The organism is Pseudomonas sp. NPDC089547 (genome assembly GCF_050280665.1).
Taxonomy (GTDB): domain Bacteria; phylum Pseudomonadota; class Gammaproteobacteria; order Pseudomonadales; family Pseudomonadaceae; genus Aquipseudomonas.
In genome coordinates this window covers 24,910-47,187 of sequence record NZ_JBNNVS010000018.1, presented here as the reverse complement: position 1 = coordinate 47,187, position 22,278 = coordinate 24,910, and the positions used below count along the sequence as shown (strand labels likewise).

Annotated in this window: 17 protein-coding genes; 7 read left to right on the top strand and 10 right to left on the bottom strand. The window is 63.1% G+C overall.

Features of this window, described 5'->3' with window-relative positions:
- Positions 1 to 7: 7 nt before the first annotated feature.
- Positions 8 to 691: a lipoprotein-releasing ABC transporter ATP-binding protein LolD gene (gene lolD, locus ACQKPZ_RS14615; protein ID WP_391132543.1), complete on the bottom strand. Its 684-nt coding sequence runs from the start codon at positions 689 to 691 to the stop codon at positions 8 to 10.
- A 7-nt stretch (positions 692 to 698) separates the two neighbouring features.
- Positions 699 to 1,949: a lipoprotein-releasing ABC transporter permease subunit gene (locus tag ACQKPZ_RS14610; protein WP_427539166.1), complete on the bottom strand. Its 1,251-nt coding sequence runs from the start codon at positions 1,947 to 1,949 to the stop codon at positions 699 to 701.
- A 93-nt stretch (positions 1,950 to 2,042) separates the two neighbouring features.
- Between ACQKPZ_RS14610 and ACQKPZ_RS14605 the strand changes: the two genes are divergently transcribed.
- Together ACQKPZ_RS14605 and ACQKPZ_RS14600 are read left to right on the top strand one after the other, a co-directional pair.
- Positions 2,043 to 2,627, top strand: a complete 585-nt coding sequence (locus ACQKPZ_RS14605) for a PilZ domain-containing protein (protein ID WP_391132547.1) — start codon at positions 2,043 to 2,045, stop codon at positions 2,625 to 2,627.
- 31 nt (positions 2,628 to 2,658) lie between these two features.
- Positions 2,659 to 3,375 (top strand): glycerophosphodiester phosphodiesterase, encoded by a 717-nt coding sequence (locus ACQKPZ_RS14600; RefSeq protein WP_391132549.1) that lies wholly within the window; start codon positions 2,659 to 2,661, stop codon positions 3,373 to 3,375.
- Positions 3,376 to 3,423: 48 nt separating this feature from the next.
- Here ACQKPZ_RS14600 and sthA read toward each other — a convergent pair whose 3' ends face one another.
- The 3 genes from sthA to ACQKPZ_RS14585 all read right to left on the bottom strand — a co-directional run bounded on the left by sthA (position 3,424) and on the right by ACQKPZ_RS14585 (position 7,720).
- Positions 3,424 to 4,818 carry a Si-specific NAD(P)(+) transhydrogenase gene (sthA, locus tag ACQKPZ_RS14595; RefSeq protein WP_391132551.1) on the bottom strand — a complete coding sequence of 465 codons (1,395 nt, stop codon included), beginning with the start codon at positions 4,816 to 4,818 and terminating at the stop codon, positions 3,424 to 3,426.
- Positions 4,819 to 5,022: 204 nt separating this feature from the next.
- Complete coding sequence (locus ACQKPZ_RS14590) at positions 5,023 to 6,021, bottom strand: FAD:protein FMN transferase (RefSeq protein ID WP_427539164.1); 999 nt, start codon at positions 6,019 to 6,021, stop codon at positions 5,023 to 5,025.
- 235 nt (positions 6,022 to 6,256) lie between these two features.
- A complete protein-coding gene (locus ACQKPZ_RS14585) occupies positions 6,257 to 7,720 on the bottom strand; it encodes a glyceraldehyde-3-phosphate dehydrogenase (RefSeq protein WP_016485650.1) in 1,464 nt (487 codons plus the stop codon).
- A 167-nt stretch (positions 7,721 to 7,887) separates the two neighbouring features.
- Here ACQKPZ_RS14585 and mfd point away from each other — a divergent pair, with 167 nt between their 5' ends.
- From mfd to ACQKPZ_RS14570, 3 genes are read left to right on the top strand one after another with little or no spacing between them, the layout of a single operon-like run.
- Complete coding sequence (gene mfd / locus ACQKPZ_RS14580) at positions 7,888 to 11,337, top strand: transcription-repair coupling factor (protein WP_427539161.1); 3,450 nt, start codon at positions 7,888 to 7,890, stop codon at positions 11,335 to 11,337.
- 9 nt (positions 11,338 to 11,346) lie between these two features.
- Positions 11,347 to 11,919, top strand: coding sequence for a CsiV family protein (locus ACQKPZ_RS14575; RefSeq protein ID WP_391132560.1), 573 nt, complete (start codon positions 11,347 to 11,349; stop codon positions 11,917 to 11,919).
- Position 11,920: 1 nt separating this feature from the next.
- On the top strand, positions 11,921 to 15,238 hold the full coding sequence (locus ACQKPZ_RS14570; protein ID WP_427539158.1) for an SNF2-related protein: 3,318 nt from the start codon (positions 11,921 to 11,923) through the stop codon (positions 15,236 to 15,238).
- A 127-nt stretch (positions 15,239 to 15,365) separates the two neighbouring features.
- Here ACQKPZ_RS14570 and nagZ read toward each other — a convergent pair whose 3' ends face one another.
- Both nagZ and ACQKPZ_RS14560 read right to left on the bottom strand, forming a co-directional pair.
- On the bottom strand, positions 15,366 to 16,376 hold the full coding sequence (nagZ, locus tag ACQKPZ_RS14565) for a beta-N-acetylhexosaminidase (RefSeq protein WP_427539156.1): 1,011 nt from the start codon (positions 16,374 to 16,376) through the stop codon (positions 15,366 to 15,368).
- Positions 16,377 to 16,447: 71 nt separating this feature from the next.
- Positions 16,448 to 17,155 carry a TetR/AcrR family transcriptional regulator gene (locus ACQKPZ_RS14560; RefSeq protein WP_427539153.1) on the bottom strand — a complete coding sequence of 236 codons (708 nt, stop codon included), beginning with the start codon at positions 17,153 to 17,155 and terminating at the stop codon, positions 16,448 to 16,450.
- A 215-nt stretch (positions 17,156 to 17,370) separates the two neighbouring features.
- Between ACQKPZ_RS14560 and lexA the strand changes: the two genes are divergently transcribed.
- Together lexA and sulA are read left to right on the top strand one after the other, a co-directional pair.
- On the top strand, positions 17,371 to 17,979 hold the full coding sequence (lexA, locus tag ACQKPZ_RS14555) for a transcriptional repressor LexA (RefSeq protein ID WP_264387500.1): 609 nt from the start codon (positions 17,371 to 17,373) through the stop codon (positions 17,977 to 17,979).
- Positions 17,980 to 17,992: 13 nt separating this feature from the next.
- Positions 17,993 to 18,469, top strand: a complete 477-nt coding sequence (gene sulA, locus ACQKPZ_RS14550) for an SOS-induced cell division inhibitor SulA (RefSeq protein ID WP_427539150.1) — start codon at positions 17,993 to 17,995, stop codon at positions 18,467 to 18,469.
- A gap of 50 nt (positions 18,470 to 18,519) precedes the next feature.
- Here the strand turns inward: sulA and ACQKPZ_RS14545 are convergent, their stop codons facing one another.
- The 3 genes from ACQKPZ_RS14545 to topA form a co-directional block, all read right to left on the bottom strand.
- Positions 18,520 to 18,753, bottom strand: coding sequence for a hypothetical protein (locus ACQKPZ_RS14545; RefSeq protein WP_201206570.1), 234 nt, complete (start codon positions 18,751 to 18,753; stop codon positions 18,520 to 18,522).
- A 50-nt stretch (positions 18,754 to 18,803) separates the two neighbouring features.
- On the bottom strand, positions 18,804 to 19,319 hold the full coding sequence (locus tag ACQKPZ_RS14540) for a DUF6586 family protein (RefSeq protein ID WP_391132572.1): 516 nt from the start codon (positions 19,317 to 19,319) through the stop codon (positions 18,804 to 18,806).
- Between the two features lie 281 nt (positions 19,320 to 19,600).
- Positions 19,601 to 22,210 carry a type I DNA topoisomerase gene (gene topA, locus ACQKPZ_RS14535; RefSeq protein ID WP_391132574.1) on the bottom strand — a complete coding sequence of 870 codons (2,610 nt, stop codon included), beginning with the start codon at positions 22,208 to 22,210 and terminating at the stop codon, positions 19,601 to 19,603.
- Between the last annotated feature and the right edge of the window lie 68 nt (positions 22,211 to 22,278).

Genomic DNA, 22,278 nt, shown 5'->3' with positions numbered 1-22,278 from the left:
CTGTCGATCAGATCGCCACCAGGTGGCCGTCGTCGAGCTTCAATACACGGTCCATCTGCCGCGCCAGGTTGAGGTCATGGGTGACCACCAGGAACGCCGTGCGTGATGCGCTGGACAGCTCCCGCATCAGCTCCTGGATGCCTTGGGCGGTATGGTGGTCGAGGTTACCGGTCGGCTCGTCGAGCATCACCAGGCCGGGGCGGTTGACCAGCGCACGGGCAATCGCCACGCGCTGGCGCTCACCACCGGACAGCTCGGCCGGCTTGTGGTTGAGGCGGTGGCCCAGGCCCACGCGCTTGAGCAGCGCTTCGGCACGTTCGCGGGCTTCGGGAATGGGCGTGCGGCCAATCAGCAGCGGCATGCACACGTTCTCGATGGCGGTGAACTCCGGCAACAGGTGGTGGAACTGGTAGACAAAGCCCAGCTCGCGGTTGCGCAGCAGCCCGCGGGCACGTTCGCCCAGCGCCGACAGTTCTTCGCCCGCCAGCCAGACGCTGCCCTGTGTTGGCCGGTCGAGGCCGCCCAACAGGTTGAGCAAGGTGCTCTTGCCAGAGCCCGAGCTGCCGACGATGGCAATGCGCTCACCGGCGTGCAGCTCCAGGTTGAGGCCGGACAGCACCTGCACCGACTCCGGGCCCTCGTCGTAGGACTTGCCCAGGTTGCGGCAACTCAGAACGGCTTTATCACTCATGCGCGACTCACTCATAACGTAGCGCCTCTGCAGGCTGGGTGCGGGCCGCACGCCAGGCCGGGTACAGGGTGGCGAAGAAACTCAGGACCAGCGCCGCACCGCAGACCATGTACACGTCCTGGGCCTGGATCTGCGACGGCAGGTAATCGATGAAGTACACGTCGGCATTGAGGAACTTGTGCCCGATCAGTTTCTCGATGCCGGCGATCGCTGCGCTGACATTCAGCGCCGCAAGGATGCCGACCACGGCACCGAGCAGGGTGCCAATCACCCCGATCACCGTGCCTTGGACCATGAAGATGAGCATGATCTGCCCGGGGGTGGCGCCCAGCGTGCGCAAGATGGCGATGTCGCCACGCTTGTCGTTTACCACCATCACCAGCGTGGAAATGATGTTGAACGCAGCCACCGCCACGATCAGCAGCAACAGCAGGCCGATCATGGCCTTTTCCATGCGGATCGCCTGGTACAGGTTGCCGTGGGTACGGGTCCAGTCGCGGCTGTAGTACTCCTGGTCACCCAGCTGCTGGGCGATGCTCCAGGCCACCCGAGGCGCCTGGAACAGGTCATCGAACTTCAAGCGCAGGCCCTGCACCTGATCGGGCTTCCAGCGGTGCAGGCGGGACAGGTCGCTGATGTTGGTCAGGCCCAGGTAGCCATCGATCTCGCCCGCGCCCACGTGGAAGGTGCCTACCACGGTGAAGCGCTTCATGCGCGGGAACATGCCGGCAGGGGTCACGCTGACCTCGGGGGCGACGAAGGTGAGCTTGTCGCCGATGGCCACGCCCAGCTTGGCCGCGGCCTTGTCGCCGATCATGATGCCCCACTCGCCCGGCGCCAGCTGGTCGAGGCGGCCTTGCAGGACGAAGTTGTCGATGATCGACACCTCACGCTCGCGGGCCGGGTCGATACCGTTGAGCAGCACCTTCTGCACCTTGCCGTCATGGGTCAGCAGGCCCTGCATCTGGGTGAACGGCGCTACCGCCACCACCTGCGGATTCTGCTTTACTTGTTGGGCAAGGGCTGGCCAATTGCCAATCGGCTGACCGCTCTCCAGCGTGGCATGGGGGATCATGCCCAGCACGCGGGTGCGCATCTCATGGTCGAAACCGTTCATCACCGACAGCACCACGATCATCACCACCACGCCCAGGGCGAGGCCGATCATCGAGGTCAGGGAAATGAACGAGACGAAGTGATTACGGCGTTTGGCACGGGTATAACGCGTGCCGATGAATGCGAAAAGAGGTCTGAACATGTCGGGGCTTGTTCGGATGAAAGGGAACGTCCTTGTGGCGAGGCGCCAACGGCGGCTTTACACTCGGACCACCGCCGCTACCTTGGGTTCGCCATGACGACATTAGACGAAGAAGATCGCCGCGAATACTACCGCATCGAAGATCGGATCGCACTCCAAATCAGCCCCCTCAGCGCGGCCGAAGCCCTTGACCCAGATGTATTGCAAGATGATTCCCCGCTGTTCAACCTGCTCAGCGAACTGCACCTTTCCGACTTTGAGTCGCAGCACCTGCTGCGCCAGCTGAGCGACAAGGACCGCACCCTGGCCGCCTTCCTGAAGGCGCAGAACAAACGCCTCGACCTGCTCAGCGCAGTCGTGGCACAAACCCTGCTCGGCGAAGTGGGCCAGCCCCTGCCGGTGGTCATTTCCGAAGGCGGTATCGAATTTGCGCAAGCCACGCAGATTGCCCCCGGCACCCGGGTAAAAGTGAAAATGGTGCTGATGCCGCGCGCCCATGGCCTTCTGCTGCGCGGCAGGGTTACCCATTGCGACCCGCTTCCTGAAGGTGGCTTTGAGGTAGGCACCGAATTCATCGACATGACCGACGCCCAGCGTCAACTGCTGGCCCGCCATATCCTGCAGCGCCAGCAACAACAACGGCGCCAGCAGCTGGGACAGAACGACCCCGCCTCCTGAGGCCATTTCCCCCCGATTTGAAGGAACGAACGTGACTCTGATCTACGGCCATCGCGGCGCCAAGGGCGAAGCGCCCGAAAACACCCTGACCAGCTTCCGCCAGTGCCTGTCCCACGGCGTCACCCGCTGCGAACTGGACCTGCACCTGTCGGCCGACAATGAGCTGATGGTAATCCATGACCCAACCCTCAAGCGCACCACCGGCAGGCGCGGCAAAGTGGTCGAGCACCCGGCCGCAGACCTGGTGAAGATCGACGCCCGCAAAGGCGGCCCGGGCCATGTGCAACCCTGCCCGATCCCGAAACTGGAAGAACTGTTCGAGAAGTGCCCGTTCGAACACTGGCAGCTGGAGGTCAAGAGCGCTTCGCGTACCCGCGCCGCCACTACCGTGCTGGCAATCCGCGAACTGGCCCAGCAATACGGCTTGCTGGACAAGGTAACCATCACCTCCAGCTCACGCGAAGTATTGGGCGCTGCGCTGGAACTGGTGCCGGACGTGAAACGCGGGCTGGTAGCCGAATACGCCTGGCTGGACCCGTTGAAGGTGGCACAGAACTACGGCTGCGAGATGCTCGCATTGAACTGGACGCTGTGCACCCCCGAGCGCCTGCTCAAAGCACAGGGCCAGGGTTTGCACGTGTCGGTGTGGACGGTCAACGAACCGGCACTGATGCGCAGGCTCGCTGACTTTGGCGTGGACAGCCTGATTACAGACTTTCCCGGTTTGGCCAAGACCACCCTCGGGTAGGGTTGAAATCGGTCTCTCCGACCGGCTCAGGCCACCGGTCGGAGCCGCTCAAAAAAGCCGGTTCAGGCCGTCGTAGGCAGCTACCCGGTAGGCTTCGGCCATGGTCGGGTAGTTGAACGTGGTGTTGACGAAGTACTTCAGGTTATTCAGTTCGCCCGGCTGGTTCATGATCGCCTGGCCGATGTGGACGATTTCCGAAGCCTGGTAGCCGAAGCAATGCACGCCGAGGATTTCCAGGGTTTCGCGGTGGAACAGGATTTTCAGCATGCCCTGCGGCTCGCCGGCAATCTGCGCACGCGCCATACTCTTGAAGAAGGCCTTGCCCACTTCGTACGGCACCTTGGCCTGGGTCAGCTCTTGCTCGTTCTTGCCGATCGAGCTGATTTCAGGAATGGTGTAGATGCCGGTCGGCACGTCGTTGACGAAGCGCCAGCTGCCATTATCGACGATGCTGCCGGCAGCCGAACGGCCCTGGTCATGGGCAGCACTGGCCAGGCTTGGCCAGCCGATCACGTCACCGGCGCCATAGATGTTCGACACGGCAGTGCGGTAGGCCTCATCGACTTCGATCTGGCCACGGCTGTTAACCTTGATGCCGATGTTTTCCAGGCCCAGCTTGTCGGTGTTGCCGGTACGGCCGTTGCACCACAGCAAGGCGTCGGCCTTGATCTTCTTGCCCGACTTCAGGTGCAGGATCACCCCGTTGTCCAGGCCTTCGACGCGCTCATACTCTTCGTTGTGGCGAACGGTGATGTTGTTGTTGCTGAAGTGGTAGCTCAGCGCCTGGGAGATTTCCGAGTCCAGGAAGCTCAGCAGCTGGCCACGGTTGTCTACCAGCTCTACCAGCACGCCCAAACCACTGAAGATCGAGGCGTATTCGCAACCGATCACGCCAGCACCGTACACGATCAGCTTGCGCGGGGTGTGGCTGAGGCTGAGGATGGTGTCGCTGTCGTAGACGCGCGGGTGATGGAAGTCGATATCGGCAGGGCGGTACGGGCGCGAGCCGGTGGCGATGATGATGTGCTTGGCGTTGAGTTTTTCCACCACGCCGTTCGGGCACACGACCTCGACGGTTTGTTCGTCGGCGAAGCTGCCGGTGCCGAAGAACACGTCGACACGGTTACGGGCGTAATAGCCGGTGCGCGATGCAACCTGCTTGGAAATGACCTTCTCGGCGCTTTTCAGCACGTCAGGGAACGAGAACCAGCGCGGCTCGCCGATGGCACGGAACATCGGGTTGGTGTTGAACTGCATGATCTGCCGCACCGAGTGACGCAGTGCCTTGGACGGGATGGTACCCAGGTGCGTGCAGTTGCCACCGACCTGGCGACGGTCATCGACCATCGCCACCTTGCGCCCTGCTTTGGCGGCGTTCATTGCCGCGCCTTCACCGGCCGGGCCGGAACCCAGCACCACTACGTCGTAGTTGTAGACAGCCATGCGTACTCCTTCAGAACTGGCCCGCAAGCCACGGTCGCTCGCGGGGCGCGATCATGCCGCCGGGGCGTCATGAGAAAATTCGGGTGCAGTCTAATCAAGCGTGAACGCCGCGCACATTAACCCTTGGTCGCGTCGTAGGCCAATTTTGCCCGCACTACATATGGTTCACCCATTCCCTGGCGGCAATCATCCCTGCCTGCGCTTTCAATCGCCTTTCACTGCCCGTTCGAATGCGGGCGTAGCTCGAGAGACGAAGCCACCCTCGGCCCGAGTCACCAATACTGCAGCCAGGCCATGCGCCACGGCAAAATCCCAGCCACGCTCAGGGCCCAGGATCAGCAGCAACGTCGAATAGCCATCGGCCTGCAGCGCCGAGGCATCGAGCACGGTGACGGCGGCCAGGTCGTGTTGCACCGGGCGCCCGAGGCGGGCATCGAAGGTGTGCGAATAGCGCCGGCCATTCTCCTCGAAATAGTGCCGATAGTCACCCGAGGTTGATACTGAAAGGCCATTGACCGGGATGATCTGGCGGGCGATCTGGCGGTCTTCGCGGGGCAGCTCGAGGGCAATGCGCCAAGGGCTGCCATCAGGCTTGCGGCCGAGCGCCTTGAGCTCGCCAGTGGCTTCGGCGACAAAGCTGGCTACGCCCATGGCTTGCAGGCGTGCGGCGATCAGGTCGACAGCGTGGCCGGCGGCGATGCTGTTGAAGTCGAGCTGCACCGGGGCGTCCTTGCACAGGGTCTGACCATCGATGCGCAAGTGCCAGTAGCCCACGCGCTGGCGCACCTGGGCCAGGGTTTGCGGGTCTGGCACCTGCTCGTGGCGGGCCTGGGGGCCAAAGCCCCACAGGTCCAGCAACGGCTCGACGGTGAGGTCAAAGGCACCGTCGCTCTGCTCGGCCAGGTGCTGGCCGAGGTTGACCAGTTCGAGCATGTCGGCCGGCAGGGCCAGGCATTGATTGGCGGGCAACTGGTTGAACTGGCTGACGGTGGAGTCGCCGCGGTAGGTCGAATAATGCTGATCGATGTCGTGCAGGATGGTTTCGACTGCCGCCTGCACTTGCGCCGGCGCCGGGCCACCGGGCTCGCGCACGTACTGGATGCTGTAGCTGCTGCCCATGGTCGGGCCGCCAAGGCGCTCCAGGGTGGGGCCTTGGTTGCAAGCGGTGAGCAGCATGAGGGTAAACAGAAGAGCTGTGCGCAATCGGATTTTCTCGGTTCTACATGCCTGCACGGTCATTGTAGGAGCGGCCTTGTGTCGCGAAAGGGCCGCAACGCGGCCCCAGCAATTTTGCCTCTGCGCCGAAATCTTGGGGCCGCGTTGCGGCCCTTTCGCGACACAAGGCCGCTCCTACAATGACCGCGCCAGCACGAACAATATTCAGGCAAAAAAAACGGGAACCCGAAGGTTCCCGTTTTTTTATTGCCTTACAAGTGCATTAGCGTGGAAACGCTGGCGGGTTCACACCGGCCATGTCTTCCATCACGCGAACCACCTGGCAGCTGTAACCGAACTCGTTGTCGTACCAAACGTACAGGACAACGCGGTTGTCATTGGCGATGGTGGCTTCGGCGTCAACCACACCGGCGTGGCGCGAGCCCACGAAGTCGGTCGAAACCACTTCCTGCGAGCTGACGTAGTCGATCTGCTTGTGCAGTTCCGAGTGCATGGCGGTCTGGCGCAGGTACTCGTTGATCTCGTCGCGGTTGGTGGCCTTTTCCAGGTTCAGGTTCAGGATGGCCATCGACACGTTCGGCGTCGGCACGCGAATGGCGTTGCCGGTCAGCTTGCCCTTCAGCACTGGCAGTGCCTTGGCAGCTGCGGTAGCAGCGCCGGTTTCGGTGATGACCATGTTCAGCGGCGCGGCACGGCCACGGCGGCTGCCCTTGTGGAAGTTGTCGATCAGGTTCTGGTCGTTGGTGAACGAGTGAACGGTTTCGACGTGGCCGTTGACGATGCCGTACTTGTCGTTGACAGCCTTGAGCACCGGCACGATGGCGTTGGTGGTGCAGGAAGCAGCCGAGATGATCTTGTCATCAGCAGCGATGTCACCGTGGTTGATGCCGTGCACGATGTTCTTCAGCGCGCCCTTGCCAGGTGCGGTGAGGATCACACGGGCAGCGCCCGGGCAGGCCAGGTGCTGGCCCAGGCCATCGGCATCACGCCATACGCCGGTGTTGTCGACGATCAGCGCGTTTTCGATGCCGTACTGGGTGTAGTCGACTTCGCTCGGGCTCTTGGCGTAGATAACCTGGATCAGGTTGCCGTTGGCGGTGATGGTGTTGTTGGCTTCATCGATGGTGATGGTGCCATCGAACGGGCCGTGTACCGAGTCACGACGCAGCAGGCTGGCACGCTTGACCAGGTCGTTTTCGGCACCCTTGCGCACAACGATGGCACGCAGGCGCAGGCCGTCGCCACCACCGGTCTTCTCGATCAGGATGCGCGCCAGCAGGCGACCGATACGGCCGAAACCGTACAGGACAACGTCGGTGCCTTTACGGGCCGAAGCGTTCTGCTGGCCAACCACATCGGCCAGCTCTTCACGGACGAACTGCTCGGCAGTGCGGCCATTGCCTTCCTGCTTGAACTTGTTGGCCAGCTTGCCCAGGTCAACCGAAGCGGCGCCCAGTTTCAGCTCGCTCATGGCCTTGAGCAGGGGGAATGTCTCGTGGACGGACAGTTCGGTTTCGTCGGCTTGACGATGACGCGCAAAGCGGTGCGCCTTGAGGATCGAGATAACCGAACGGTTGATCAGGCTACGGCCATAAATCGAGCTCACCACGTTGTTGTTGCGGTAGAGCTGACCGATAAGCGGGATCATCGCTTCAGCCAGGGCTTCACGATCAATCCACTCACCAAGACACTGGTCGGGCTTCTGAGTCACGGGAACCTTCCACATGTAGGGACAGAAAAAAGGGGCTACATTATGACGCCCCGACGCGGAACGGGCAATGAGCGCCTGTCGTGGCGACGCAAGCCAGCATTCACGCCCTTTCGAGCCTGACAGCCGGCACCGTCACCGGTACAATCGGTCTCTTTGCCGCAACGCTTGGAGTGCAATCTCCCGTGTCAGTTCTGCGCCTACCGCACATGTCGGCCACGGCCGGCAAACAAACCTGGGGCAACCTGCCCGGTGCCGCCCTCAGCCTTGCCATCGCCGAGGCTGCCAGCAACGCTGGCCGCTTCACCCTGCTGCTGACGGCCGACAGCCAGGCCGCCGACCGTCTGGAACAGGAGCTGCGCTTCTTTGCCCCGGACCTGCCGGTGCTGCCGTTCCCCGATTGGGAAACCCTGCCCTACGACCTGTTCTCGCCGCACCAGGACATCATCTCCCAGCGCATCGCCAGCCTGTACCGCCTGCCGGAGCTGAGCCACGGCATCCTCGTGGTACCGGTCACCACCGCCCTGCACCGCCTGGCACCCACGCGCTTCCTGCTGGGCAGCAGCCTGGTGCTGGATGTGGGCCAGACCATCGACGTGGAGCAGATGCGCTTGCGTCTGGAGGCCAGCGGCTACCGTTGCGTCGACACCGTCTACGAGCATGGCGAGTTCGCCGTGCGCGGCGCATTGATCGACCTGTTCCCGATGGGCAGCAAGCTGCCGTACCGCATCGATCTGTTCGATGACGAGATCGAGACGCTGCGCACCTTCGACCCCGAAACCCAGCGCTCGATCGACAAGGTGGATTCGGTACGCCTGCTGCCGGCGCGCGAGTTCCCCATGCAAAAAGAGGAAGTCACCCGCTTCAAGGCACGCTTTCGCGAACGCTTCGACGTCGACTTCCGCCGCAGCGCCATCTTCCAGGACCTGGCCAGCGGCATCATCCCCGCCGGTATCGAGTACTACCTGCCGCTGTTCTTCGAAGAAACCTCGACCCTGTTCGACTACCTGCCAGCCGACACCCAGGTGTTCTCGCTGCCCGGCGTGGAGCAGGCCGCCGAACACTTCTGGAACGACGTGCGCGGCCGTTACGAAGACCGACGCGGCGACCTCAGCCGGCCACTGCTGCCACCGGCCGAGCTGTTCCTGCCGGTGGAAGACTGCTTCGCCCGGCTCAAGCAATGGCCGCGCGTGGTGGTCAGCAGCGAAGACCTCGACCCAGGCGCAGGCCGCGAGCGCTTCCCGGCGCGCGCCCTGCCCAACCTGGCCATCGAGGCAAAGGCCAACCAGCCGCTGGCCGAACTGGCCAGCTTCCTTGACCAGTTCCCCGGCCGCGTGCTGTTCACCGCCGAATCGGCGGGCCGCCGCGAAGTCCTGCTGGAGCTGCTGGAGCGCCTGAAACTGCGCCCGCACACCGTCGACGGGTGGGCCGACTTCATCACCGGCAGCGAACGCCTGGCAATCACCATCGCCCCACTGGACGACGGCCTGGTGCTGGACGACCCAGGCCTGGCCCTGATTGCCGAAAGCCCGTTGTTCGGCCAGCGGGTGATGCAACGCCGGCGCCGCGACAAGCGTGGTGAAACCGCCAACGATGCCGTCATCAAGAACCTCACCGAGCTGCGCGAAGGCGCGCCGGTGGTACACATCGACCATGGCGTGGGCCGTTACCTGGGCCTGGCCACCCTGGAAATCGACGGCCAGGCCGCCGAGTTCCTCACCCTGGAATACGCCGAGAACGCCAAGCTGTACGTGCCGGTGGCCAACCTGCACCTGATCGCCCGCTACACCGGCAGCGACGATGCCCTGGCACCGCTGCACCGGCTGGGTTCGGAAGCCTGGCAGAAGGCCAAACGCAAGGCCGCCGAGCAGGTGCGCGACGTGGCCGCCGAGCTGCTCGACATCTATGCCCGCCGCGCCGCGCGCAAGGGTTATGCGTTTGCCGACCCGTCCGCCGATTACGCCACCTTCAGCGCCGGCTTCCCGTTCGAGGAAACCCCGGACCAGCAAGCCGCCATCGAAGCCGTGCGCGCCGACATGCTGGCACCCAAGCCAATGGACCGTCTGGTGTGCGGCGACGTGGGTTTTGGCAAAACCGAAGTAGCCATGCGCGCCGCGTTCATCGCCGTGCACAGCGGCCGCCAGGTGGCCGTACTGGTGCCCACCACCCTGCTCGCCCAACAACACTACAACAGCTTCCGCGACCGCTTTGCCGATTGGCCGGTAACCGTGGAAGTGATGAGCCGGTTCAAGTCGGCAAAGGAAGTGGCAGCCGCCGCCGCTGACCTGGCCGAAGGCAAGATCGACATCCTCATCGGCACCCACAAGCTGCTGCAGGATGACGTGCGCTTCAAGGACCTGGGCCTGGCCATCATCGACGAAGAACACCGTTTTGGCGTGCGCCAGAAGGAGCAACTCAAGGCCCTGCGCAGCGAGGTCGACATCCTTACCCTGACCGCCACGCCAATCCCGCGCACACTGAACATGGCCGTGGCGGGCATGCGCGACCTGTCGATCATTGCCACGCCGCCAGCGCGCCGCCTGTCGGTGCGCACCTTCGTCATGGAGCAGAACAAGAGCACGGTCAAGGAAGCACTGCTGCGCGAGCTGCTGCGCGGTGGCCAGGTGTATTACCTGCACAACGATGTGAAAACCATCGAAAAATGCGCCGCCGACCTGGCCGAGCTGGTGCCCGAGGCACGTATCGGCATTGGCCATGGGCAAATGCGCGAGCGCGAGCTGGAACAGGTGATGAGCGACTTCTACCACAAGCGCTTCAACGTGCTGGTGGCATCGACCATCATCGAAACCGGTATCGACGTGCCCAGCGCCAACACCATCGTCATCGAGCGCGCCGACAAGTTCGGCCTGGCCCAGTTGCACCAGCTGCGCGGCCGGGTCGGCCGCAGCCACCACCAGGCCTACGCCTACCTGCTCACGCCCACCCGGCAGAAAGTCAGCGCCGACGCCGAGAAACGCCTGGAGGCCATCGCCAACACCCAGGACCTGGGCGCAGGCTTCGTGCTGGCTACCAACGACCTGGAAATCCGCGGTGCGGGCGAACTGCTGGGCGAAGGCCAGAGCGGGCAGATCCAGGCCGTGGGCTTCACCCTGTACATGGAAATGCTCGAACGTGCGGTGAAGGCCATTCGCAAAGGCACCCAGCCGAACCTCGAACAGCCACTGGGCGGTGGCCCGGAGATCAACCTGCGGCTGCCGGCGCTGATCCCCGAGGACTACCTGCCCGACGTGCATGCGCGGCTGATCCTGTACAAGCGCATTGCCTCGGCTGCCGACGAAGAAGGCCTGAAGGACTTGCAAGTCGAGATGATCGACCGCTTCGGCCTGCTGCCGGAGCCCACCAAGAACCTGATGCGCCTGACCTCGCTGAAGCTGCACGCAGAAAAGCTCGGCATCAAGAAAGTCGATGCCGGCCCCAATGGCGGCAAGCTCGAGTTCGAGGCCGAAACCCCGGTCGACCCGCTGACCCTGATCAAGCTGATCCAGGGCCAGCCCAAACGCTACAAGTTCGAAGGCGCGACCCAGTTCCGCTTCCTGGTGCCGATGGAACGCCCCGACGAACGCTTCAATACCCTGGAGGCGCTGTTCGAGCGCCTGACCCCACAGCCTGCCTAAGGAAGATCCATGCGTGCCATCCGTTGCCTGACCCTGCTGCTGGCGCTGTTCGCCCCGGCCGCCTTCGCCGAAGGCCTTTATCAGGTAGAAATGATCCTGGTGCGGCAGAACAGCGTGCCCGCCTTTACCAGCCCGTTCGCCCCGGAAAACTGGAGCGCCGGCGCCCCGCGCCTGGAAAAGGACGCCGAACGCCGCCTGGCACTGGAAGACGAAGCCACCCGCCTGGAAGCAACCGCCGACTACACCGTGCTGCTGCACAAGGCCTGGCAGCAGCAGGTTGGCAGTGAACCCAGCCGCATCGCCCTGGGCGAAGGTACCGAGCAGTTCGGCCACTTCCCCATCGAAGGCAACCTCAGCATCGCTGAAGGCCGCTTCATCACGGTCGACGCCAATTTCTGGGTCAACCAGCTGGACGGCAACGGCAGCGTGCTGCAAAGCGAGCAGTTCAAGCAAAGCAACAGCAACGTCAAGGGCGGCCAGCTGACCTTCCTCGACGGCGGCCACCTGGCCGTGCTGCTGAAGGTGACGCCGCCAGGCACGCCGAAAATGCCGGTGATGGACCCGGAGATGATGGAGCAGTGATGTGAGCGATGGCGATGCGCAGCAGCTGTTGAGGGCCTACCCGGACTGGGTCGACTTCATCGAGGCCGGCGCGATGGCACGAGGCCGCAATTATGCCGCGCAAGAGCAGGCTCGCATCCTGTCGCAGCATGGCCCAGTGATCGAAGCCATCTGCAAGGGCTCGGCAGGCCAGACCTACCAGCAAACCATTCGACTGGTCGTCAACCATGGCGACCTGCGCGTGTTCGGGCGCTGCACCTGTCCGGTTACGCACAACTGCAAGCACTGCGTTGCGGCGCTGCTGCAGTTACAGGGCAGCCTGGACCCCGAAGCCAGCCAGGATCAATCCAGCCTGTCGCTGCCACCAGACCTGAACCTGTGGGTTCAGGCCCTTGAGTCCCCATCCCAGCCTGCAACACCTCAAGGCCCCGCACGCAAAGGCCCGGCAATCTACTACCGCATTCATGTGGATCAAGCGATTTGGCGACTCGAACCGATCAAAGGCACCCGCCAGGCAGACGACACACTGAAGATCGGTCGCATCACATCGATGCCCGAGATGCTGTACTACACGCCTCGCTACGTCACAGAAGATGATGCGCGGCTTTTGCGCCTGATCGATTCCCGTAGCGAAACAACTACACCCGCAGCACAACTGGAAGGCAAACAGGGTGGGGAGCTCTACAGCTACGCCCTTGCCACTGGCCGCCTGCTATTCGAGGACGACTTGACCCCACTGTCCCCCGGGCCGGAGCTGCATGCCGAGTTTCGCTGGGTCAGGCTGGACAATGGTAGCTACCGCGGCGCCTGGTACCACGAAGGCCACGAGCCGTTGCAGGCGGTGCCCATCGAGCCGATGCACTATGTCGACAGGCAGCAACATTTGACCGGCACGCTGCGCCACGACCTCGACCCCTTCATTGCCAGCCAGCTTGCGCGCGCCCCCGTTGTACCCGAGCACCTGGTTATTCCCTTGAGCCATCGATTGAACGCCTTGAACCGCCACGTCCCCACCCCCACGACCGTGAGCACCGAGCAAATCGATGACGTCACGCCAAAGGGGCGGCTGACCCTGGGCAGCCTCGAATTCAGCGCCTATATGCCCAAGACGGGCCGCATGCAACGGCAGATGCAACACCGCGCCGCACTGGCGTTTGACTACGACGGCCTGCGCGCCAATGCCAGCGACGACAAGCCACTGACCCGCTTGGCGGGCGCCACCAGCCAACGCATTCGCCGCCAGTCCCAGGCCGAACAGGCGCTGCGCAAAACCTTGCGCGACCTGGGTTTCAAGGCCGCCACCCGGCAGAGCAAAGCCTTGCCCGACAGCGCCGGCGAAATGTTTCAGCTGCCAGACGACGAAGCTTGGCTACGCTTTGCCCGCGAAGGCCTGCCGCGCCTGCGCGAGGCCGGTTGGGACATCGACATCCACCGTGATTTCGCCTTCAACCTGCAAGAGGTGGACGACTGGTACGCCACCATCGACGAAGCACCCGGCCATGAATGGTTCGACCTGGAGCTAGGCATCGTGGTCGATGGCCAGCGCCACAGCCTGCTGCCGATCGTGCTGCAACTGCTGCGCAGCAACCCGGAGTTGCTGCGCCCCAGCGAGCTGGCCCGGCGCAGTGACGACGAACACTTGCTGATCGACCTCAACCGCGGCCGCCTGGATGCCCCGGCCCTGCGCGTCGCCCTGCCTTATGGCCGAGTGAAATCGGTCATGGCCACCCTGGGTGAGCTTTACCTGCACGAGCATGCCGCTGGCCCCGCGATGCGCCTGGAACGTGCCGACGCGGCGCGCCTGAACGAAATCGAAGGCATACCCCTGCTCTGGGAAGGTGGCCAGCATGTACGCGACCTTGGCCGCCGCCTGCGCGATGCCCGCGACCTGCACGCGGAACCGCCAGCCGGGCTGCAGGCCAGCTTGCGGCCCTATCAGCAACAAGGCCTGAACTGGCTGCAGGCACTGCGCGAAATGGGCACCGGCGGCATCCTCGGAGACGACATGGGCCTGGGCAAGACCCTGCAGGCCCTGGCTCACCTGCTTCTGGAGAAACAGGCCGGGCGCCTGAATGCTCCGGCCCTGGCAGTCATGCCCACCAGCCTGATACCCAACTGGCTGGACGAAGCCCAGCGTTTTGCCCCCGACCTGCGGGTGCTGGCACTGCACGGGCCTGGGCGCAGCAAGTATTTTGCCAAGCTCCAGGAATACGACTTGGTCCTGACCACCTACGCGCTGATGCCGCGCGACCTCGAACACCTGCGCACTCAGCCCTGGCATGTACTGGTGCTGGACGAAGCGCAGAACATCAAGAGCAGCACCAGCAAGGCCGCCCTTGCCGTCTGTGAATTGCAGGCCGCCCAGCGCGTCTGCCTGACCGGCACGCCGATGGAGAACAACCTGGGCGAGCTGTGGTCGATATTCCACTTCCTGATGCCCGGCTGGCTGGGTGACCTCAAGCGTTTCAACCAGGACTACCGCACGCCGATCGAGCGCCACGGCGACAGCGAGCGCATGGCCCACCTGGCCAGCCGCATCCGCCCGTTCCTGTTGCGCCGTACCAAGGAGCAGGTGGCCACCGAGCTACCCGCCAAGACCGAGATGGTGCACTGGGTCGAGCTCAGCGACGCCCAGCGTGACACCTACGAGGCCGTGCGGGTGGCCATGGACAAGAAAGTCCGCGATGAAATCGCCCGTAATGGCGCCGCACGCAGCCAGATCGTCATCCTCGACGCCCTGCTGAAGCTTCGCCAGGTGTGCTGCGACCTGCGCCTTGTCAAAGGCGTGGAAAGCAAAGGCAACCAGGCCGACAAAGGCAAGCTGGGCGCACTGCTGGAAATGCTCGAAGAGCTGCTGAGCGAAGGCCGTCGCGTGCTGCTGTTCTCGCAGTTCACCTCGATGCTGGCATTGATCGAGCAGGAGCTGGAAAAGCGCAAGATCCGCTACAGCCTGCTGACCGGTGACACCCGTGACCGGCGGACGCCTGTGCAGCAGTTCCAGCAGGGTGACAGTGAAGTGTTCCTGATCAGCCTCAAAGCCGGGGGTGTCGGGCTGAACCTGACGGCTGCGGACACGGTGATCCACTTTGACCCCTGGTGGAACCCGGCCAGTGAAAACCAGGCCACCGACCGCGCCTACCGCATTGGCCAGGACAAACCGGTGTTTGTGTTCAAGCTGATTACCCGGGGCACGGTGGAGGAGAAAATCCAGTTGCTGCAACAAGAGAAAGCGGCGCTGGCGGCAAGCCTGCTGGATGGAGGCCAGGGTGGGCAGTGGCGCATGGGCGATGAAGAAATCGAGGCGCTGTTTGCGCCATTGCCCGGAAAGCGCGGGCGATAAAGCCTGAGTCTTCTGGCGCTTTTACCGGCCTCTTCGCGGGCACGCCCGCTCCCACAGGTACTGCGCATGCCTTGAAGGCTATGCGCCCCCTGTGGGAGCGGGCGTGCCCGCGAAGAGGCCAGTACAGTCAATCGACCAGTTGAGCCTCTTTCAACGCCCCCAACGCCTCCAGCCAGCGCGGCTGCTGTCGGTAATCGGTCCGCGCAAACCCTTGCCCACGCATCCGCGCAATGCGCGCCGAGGGTTTCACCTTCATCCGCTGCGCCGCGCTCAGCGCCAGCTCTGCCGCCGCCCGGTCATTGCATACCAGGCCCATGTCACAGCCTGCGCTCAACGCAGCCTCGATACGGCTTGCCGCATCACCCACCACATGCGCACCGGCCATCGACAGGTCATCACTGAAGATCACCCCGTCAAAGCCCAGCTCGCCACGCAGGATGTCCTGCAGCCAGCGCCGCGAGAAGCCGGCCGGCTGGTTGTCGACCTGCGGGTAAATGACATGCGCCGGCATCACCGCCGCCAGCTGCCCGCTCAGGCGGCTGAACGGCACCAGATCGGCCTTGCGCAGTTGTTCGAGGCTGCGCTCATCGGTCGGGATGGCCACATGCGAGTCGGCCTCGGCCCAGCCATGCCCCGGAAAGTGCTTGCCACAGGCAGCCATGCCCGCTGCATTCATGCCACGGATGAACGCGCCGGCCAGTTGCGTGGCGCGCAGCGGGTCACCCTCGAAGGCGCGGCTGCCAACCACGGCGCTGCGTTGGTGATCAAGGTCGAGTACCGGGGCAAAGCTCAGGTCCAGGCCAACCGCCAGCACCTCGGTCGCCATCAACCAGCCGCACTGTTCGGCCAGGTATTCGGCATTGTCGTTGTCAGCCAGCGCACGCATGGCCGGCAGGCGCACAAAGCCCTGGCGCAGGCGCTGCACACGGCCACCCTCCTGGTCCACCGCCAGGATCAGCTCGGGGCGAATGGCGCGAATCGAAGCACACAATTCACGCACCTGGCGCGGGCTGTCGATGTTGCGGGCAAAAATGATCAGGCCAGCCACTTCGGGCTGGCGCAGCAGGTGACGGTCTTCGGCGGTCAGCCATTTACCGGCGATATCCACCATCAGGGAGCCTTGTAGGCTGACGGGCATGGGTAATCCTTCATTGAAGACTGAACAGAAGCCGCGCTAGCTTAGCCCAAGCGCCCCGCCCCGCCCAGCCTTCAAGCCTTGGCGGTGGTGGCGCTGGTCTTGGTGCGCGGGCGCAGCTGGGCGGCAGCCATGGCGTCGTCGGTAACACCGCTGTCGGCGCGCATGCCCGCCGCCAGGAACGGTACCATCAGGCGCATGACCTGCTCGATCGAGGTATTGATGCCGAAGTCGGTCTCGGCAATTGCCCGCAGCGCCTTGATACCCGACATGCTGAAGGCCGCAGCGCCGAGCATGAAATGCACGCGCCAGAACAGTTCCAATGGCGGAATACGCGGTGCGGCCTCGTTGACCAGCAGCATGTAGCGGCGGAATACCTTGCCGTACATGTCCTCCAGGTATCGCCGCAGGTGGCCCTGGCTCTGGCTGAAGGCCAGGCCCAGCAAGCGCATGAAGATAGACAGGTCGTTGTTGCTGCGCGGCTGCACGGCCAGCGCCTGCTCCACCAGCATTTCCAGCAGCTCTTCGAGGCTGGGCTTGTGCTCTGGCTTGGCCTGGCGCCGCTCCAGCTCACGCTCAAGGCTGGCGCAGAATGGGCCGAGGAAGCGCGAGAACACCGCCTGGATCAACGCCTTCTTGGAGCCGAAGTGATAGTTGACGGCCGCGAGGTTGACCCCGGCCTTGCTGGTAATAAGCCGCAACGAGGTCTCGGCGAACCCCCTTTCCGCGAACAGCTGCTCGGCAGCATCGAGAATGCGTTCAACGGTTTCCGATTGGGCCATGACTGCTCCGAGTGCTCCGCCAGACAAACAGGTGTTTGAAACATACGTTTCAGCCCTGCGTCTGTCAAGGCTCGGTGACCGGGCGGTCGCCATTTAAAAACGCCAGACAGCCGGCTGCAAGCGCCACCCACGCTGTTTATTGCTTCTTTTGGCTTGCAGCGCATCCAGTACTGTATATAATCCCAGTCACTGTACAAAAAGACAGAGCGCTCACCATGTTGAAACTGACGCCACGCCAAGCTGAAATCCTCGCGTTCATCAAGCGCTGCCTGGAAGACAACGGCTTTCCGCCAACACGCGCCGAGATCGCTCAGGAGCTGGGCTTCAAGTCGCCCAATGCCGCCGAGGAACACCTCAAGGCCCTCGCCCGCAAAGGCGCGATCGAGATGACCCCGGGCGCCTCACGCGGCATCCGCATCCCGGGCCTGGAAGCCAAGGCCGAAGAAAGCGGCCTGCCGATCATTGGCCGGGTTGCTGCCGGCGCACCGATCCTTGCCGAGCAGCACATCGAGCAATCCTGCAACATCAACCCGGCCTTCTTCCACCCTCAGGCCGACTATTTGCTGCGCGTACACGGCATGAGCATGAAAGACGTCGGCATCTTCGACGGCGACCTGCTGGCAGTTCACACCTGCCGTGAAGCGCGCAATGGCCAGATCGTAGTGGCCCGCATCGGCGACGAAGTGACCGTCAAGCGCTTCAAACGTGAAGGCAGCAAGGTCTGGCTGCTTGCCGAAAACCCCGAATTCGCCCCTATCGAAGTCGACCTGAAAGAACAGGAACTGGTGATCGAGGGCTTGAGCGTCGGCGTCATTCGCCGCTGATCCAGGAGGCGTCATGCAGCAGTTCATTCACGCACCCGAGCAAGCCCAGTTGCCACTGTTCGAAGCATTCCTCGCCCAGCCCGTACTACCGGGTCTTAAATCCAGTGAGCCGACACGCAAGAGCAGCCAACCCGAGCTGTTCAGCGAACTGTCACTGCGCGGCGCCCCTGGGCACTGCCAAAGCCTGCTGGCACCGGTTTTGCGCGAGCTGAGCGAAGAAGACGAGACCCGCTGGCTGACCCTGATCGCCCCGCCGTCGAGCCTGACTCAGGCCTGGCTGCGCGACGCCGGCCTCAACCGTGAACGTATCCTGCTGCTGCACCCTCGCAGCAACCAAAGCCCGCTGCAACTGGCTTGCGAAGTGTTACGCCTGGGGCTCAGCCACACCGTGGTCAGCTGGCTAGGCAGTGTCAACGCCACTTCACGCCAGCAACTGCTGCGCGCAGCCAGTGCCGGAAATGCACAAAGCCTGAACATCCGCCTCGGCTGATGTTCAGGCTTTGCCTGTCAATTCAAGTAGCCTGACGCCCAGCTGCTGCATCAGTGCAGCACACGCGGCCCTTCATCTTTCTCCAGCTCGCCATCCATCAGGCGACCGGCCATCTGCACACCCACGCTGAGCATGGCCTTGGCCACTTCAACATGCTGACCCTGCAGGAATACCTTGGCGTCTTCCGAGAAATCCAGGGTTACCAGAGAGCCCTCATCCTCGGCGCGACGCAGTTCGATGCGGCCATCAGGCAACTCGACAATTTCCAGAAAAGACGTAGACATAAATGGCAGTTCTCCGCGAAAGGCCAACATTGTACCAGCCGAAGCGGCTATCAGCACTCACTCAACGCGTCGCGGAAACGTCTCACCAAACCTTTGAGGTTGTTGCGCCAGCTTTCCAGCTCGGCACGGGACAGCGCAGGGTGCTCGGGTTCATCAAGGTTGACGGCCTGGATCAGGGGCTGGGTAACATCCGTTTTCGGCGTTTTCTTCGCGACAGGTGGTCGGAACAAATCAGCATAAGCACCTAGCATTTGCGCTAGCCAGGTTTCGCGCTGACGGGCAATTTCCAACAGCTCAGCCACTTCCGGAATGGCGATACCATTCAGCGCGTCGTCGGCCAGCGCTTGCTCAACCGTTGCCACAACCGGCAAGCGATAGAAACCACCGATTTCATGGCACAAGCCCAGCAGCGCGCCGTACAGGTGGAACAGCGCCGACTCGCGCTCGGCCTGCACCAGGCCCTGGGCGTTCATGGCCTGGCTTTGTTCAGCCTTGGCCATGGACTCCAGGGCCAGGCCGGCAAAGAACAGTTTCTGGTTGGTGCGGGTGTAGAGTTCCTGGGCCATTTCTGTGCCCTCCCATGAGGCTGCAAGGCGGATAGCTGCATCATAAATGATTGGGGCCGCTTTGCGGGGTTGCCCCCTCACCGGTTAACGCGGTCAGTGTAGGAGCGGCCTTGTGTCGCGAAAGGGCTGCAAAGCAGCCCCAGGATTTCGGCGCCAATGCATAAATTTCTGGGGCTGCTTCGCAGCCCTTTCGCGACACAAGGCCGCTCCTACAAGTACCGCGCAGGCCAGAAGATTGATGCAAGAGCCGACATGGCGGCCCCAATTACTGCACTGATGAATCAGCGCTTGTCTTCAACCTTCCACGCATTACCGTCGTAGAACGCCTTCCAGCCGGTCGGCTTGCCATCAACCTCGGACTGCACGTACTGCTCCTTGGTCTTGCGGCTGTAACGGATTACCGCCGGGCGGCCTTCCGGATCCTTCTGCGGCGCCTCGCACAGGAAGTGGTACTTCGGGTCGATCTCATGTTTGTGCGGCACAATTTCCAGCACCAGCGGCGCACGGGTTTCGCGGTTCTTCGGGAACTGGCTGGCGGCCAGGAACAACCCCGAAGCGCCATCACGCAGCACGTAGGTGTCGTCGACCTTCTCGCACTTGAGCTCCGGCATGTCCACCTTGTCCATCTTCGGTGGCGCCGCTTCGCCGCTCTTGAGCAGCTTGCGGGTGTTCTTGCACGCCGGGTTGGTGCAACCGAAGAACTTGCCAAAACGGCCGGTCTTCAACTGCATCTCGCTGCCGCACTTGTCGCACTCCAGGCTCGGCCCTTCGTAGCCCTTGATGCGGTAGTTGCCTTCTTCGATCTCGTAGCCGGCGCAATCCGGGTTGTTACCGCAGATGTGCAGCTTGTGCTTCTCATCGAGCAGGTAGGCATCCATCGCCGTGGCGCAGATCGGGCAGCGGTGCTTGCCCAGCAACACTCGGGATTCCGACTCACCCTCATCATCAGCGGCAATCTCGTCGCCCGGCACCAGGTTGACGGTGGCCTTGCAACGCTCTTTGGGCGGCAGGCTATAGCCCGAGCAGCCCAGGAATACACCCGTGGAAGCGGTGCGGATCATCATCGGCCGGCCACATTCCTTACAGGCAATGTTGGTCATGGTCGGCTGGTTGGCGCGCATGCCGTCTTCGCTGGATTCGGCAGTCTGCAACTTCTTGCTGAAGTCGCCGTAGAACTCGTCGAGCACGTTCTTCCAGTCACGCTCGCCCTGGGCCACGTCGTCGAGGTTCTCTTCCATGTCGGCGGTAAAGCCGTAGTCCATCAGGTTGGAGAAGCTCTCCGACAGGCGCTCGGTGACGATATCGCCCATCTTCTCGGAATAGAAGCGGCGGTTGTGCAAGGTCACATAGCCGCGGTCCTGGATGGTGGAGATGATCGCCGCATAGGTCGACGGGCGACCAATACCGCGCTTTTCCATTTCCTTGACCAGGCTGGCTTCGGTGAAGCGCGCCGGCGGCTTGGTGAAGTGCTGGCTCGGGTCGATCTGGATCAGCTTCAGCGCTTCGCCCTGGACCATTTCAGGCAGCACATCGTCTTCGCCCGGCTTGCTCTGCTGTGGCAGTACGCGGGTGTAACCGTCGAACTTGAGGATACGGCCCTTGGCGCGCAGCTCGAAGTCGCCAGCGGCCACGGTGACGCTGGTGGAAAGGTACTGGGCTGGCGGCATCTGGCAGGCCAGGAACTGGCGCCAGATCAGCTCGTACAGGCGTTCGGCGTCGCGCTCCATGCCAGTGAGCTTGGTCGGGTGGGTATTCACATCGGAAGGACGAATGGCTTCGTGCGCCTCCTGGGCCCCTTCCTTGCTGCCGTAGACCAGCGGCGCATCCGGCAGGTACTGCTTGCCGAACTCGCGCTCGATGTAGCTGCGTGCCATGTCCAGCGCATCGGCCGACAGGTTGGTCGAGTCGGTACGCATGTAAGTGATGTAGCCGGCTTCGTACAAGCGCTGGGCCATCATCATGGTCTTCTTCACCCCGAAGCCCAGGCGATTACTGGCCGCCTGCTGCAGGGTGGAGGTAATGAACGGTGCCGACGGCTTGCTGCTGGTCGGGCGGTCTTCACGCTTGACCACGCTGTAGCTGGAGGCCTTGAGCTTCTCCAGCGCGGCCATGGCCTGAGCTTCGTTCAGCGGCTTGAAGGCCTCGCCCTTCTCGCGTGCCACCTCGAAACGCACCTTGGCGTTCTTGGCCGTACCGAGGTCGGCGTGGATCTCCCAGTACTCTTCCGGGATGAACGCACGGATTTCGCGCTCGCGCTCCACCACCAGCTTTACCGCCACCGACTGCACGCGGCCGGCAGACAGGCCACGGGCGATCTTGGCCCACAGCAGCGGCGAGACCATGTAACCCACCACACGGTCGAGGAAGCGGCGCGCCTGCTGGGCATTGACCCTGTCGATGTCCAGTTCGCCCGGCTGCGAGAAGGCCTCCTGAATGGCCTTTTTGGTAATTTCGTTGAACACCACGCGCTTGTAGCGGGTGTCGTCGCCGCCGATAGCCTCGCGCAGGTGCCAGGCAATGGCTTCCCCTTCGCGGTCCAAGTCGGTTGCGAGATAGATGGTGTCGGCATCCTTGGCCAGGCGGCGCAGCTCTTCGATCACCTTTTCCTTGCCAGGCAGGATCTCGTACTTGGCCTTCCAGCCATGATCGGGGTCGACGCCCATGCGTGCCACCAGCTGGCGGCGGGCCTTCTCTTTCGGCGAAAGGGCCGGTGCCTCACCCGCGGCCTTGCCACGCTTGGCGGCCGGCTCTTTGCTTGCGCTGGCCGAACCGCTGGTGGGGAGGTCTCGGATATGGCCGATACTCGACTTCACCACGTACTGGTTGCCCAGGTACTTGTTGATGGTCTTGGCCTTGGCCGGGGATTCCACAATGACCAGCGATTTGCCCATGGATCGGAGTATTCCTGAATCTGAAGATAAAAAACGCGTCAGGTGCCGGACGCGGCACCGCTATATAT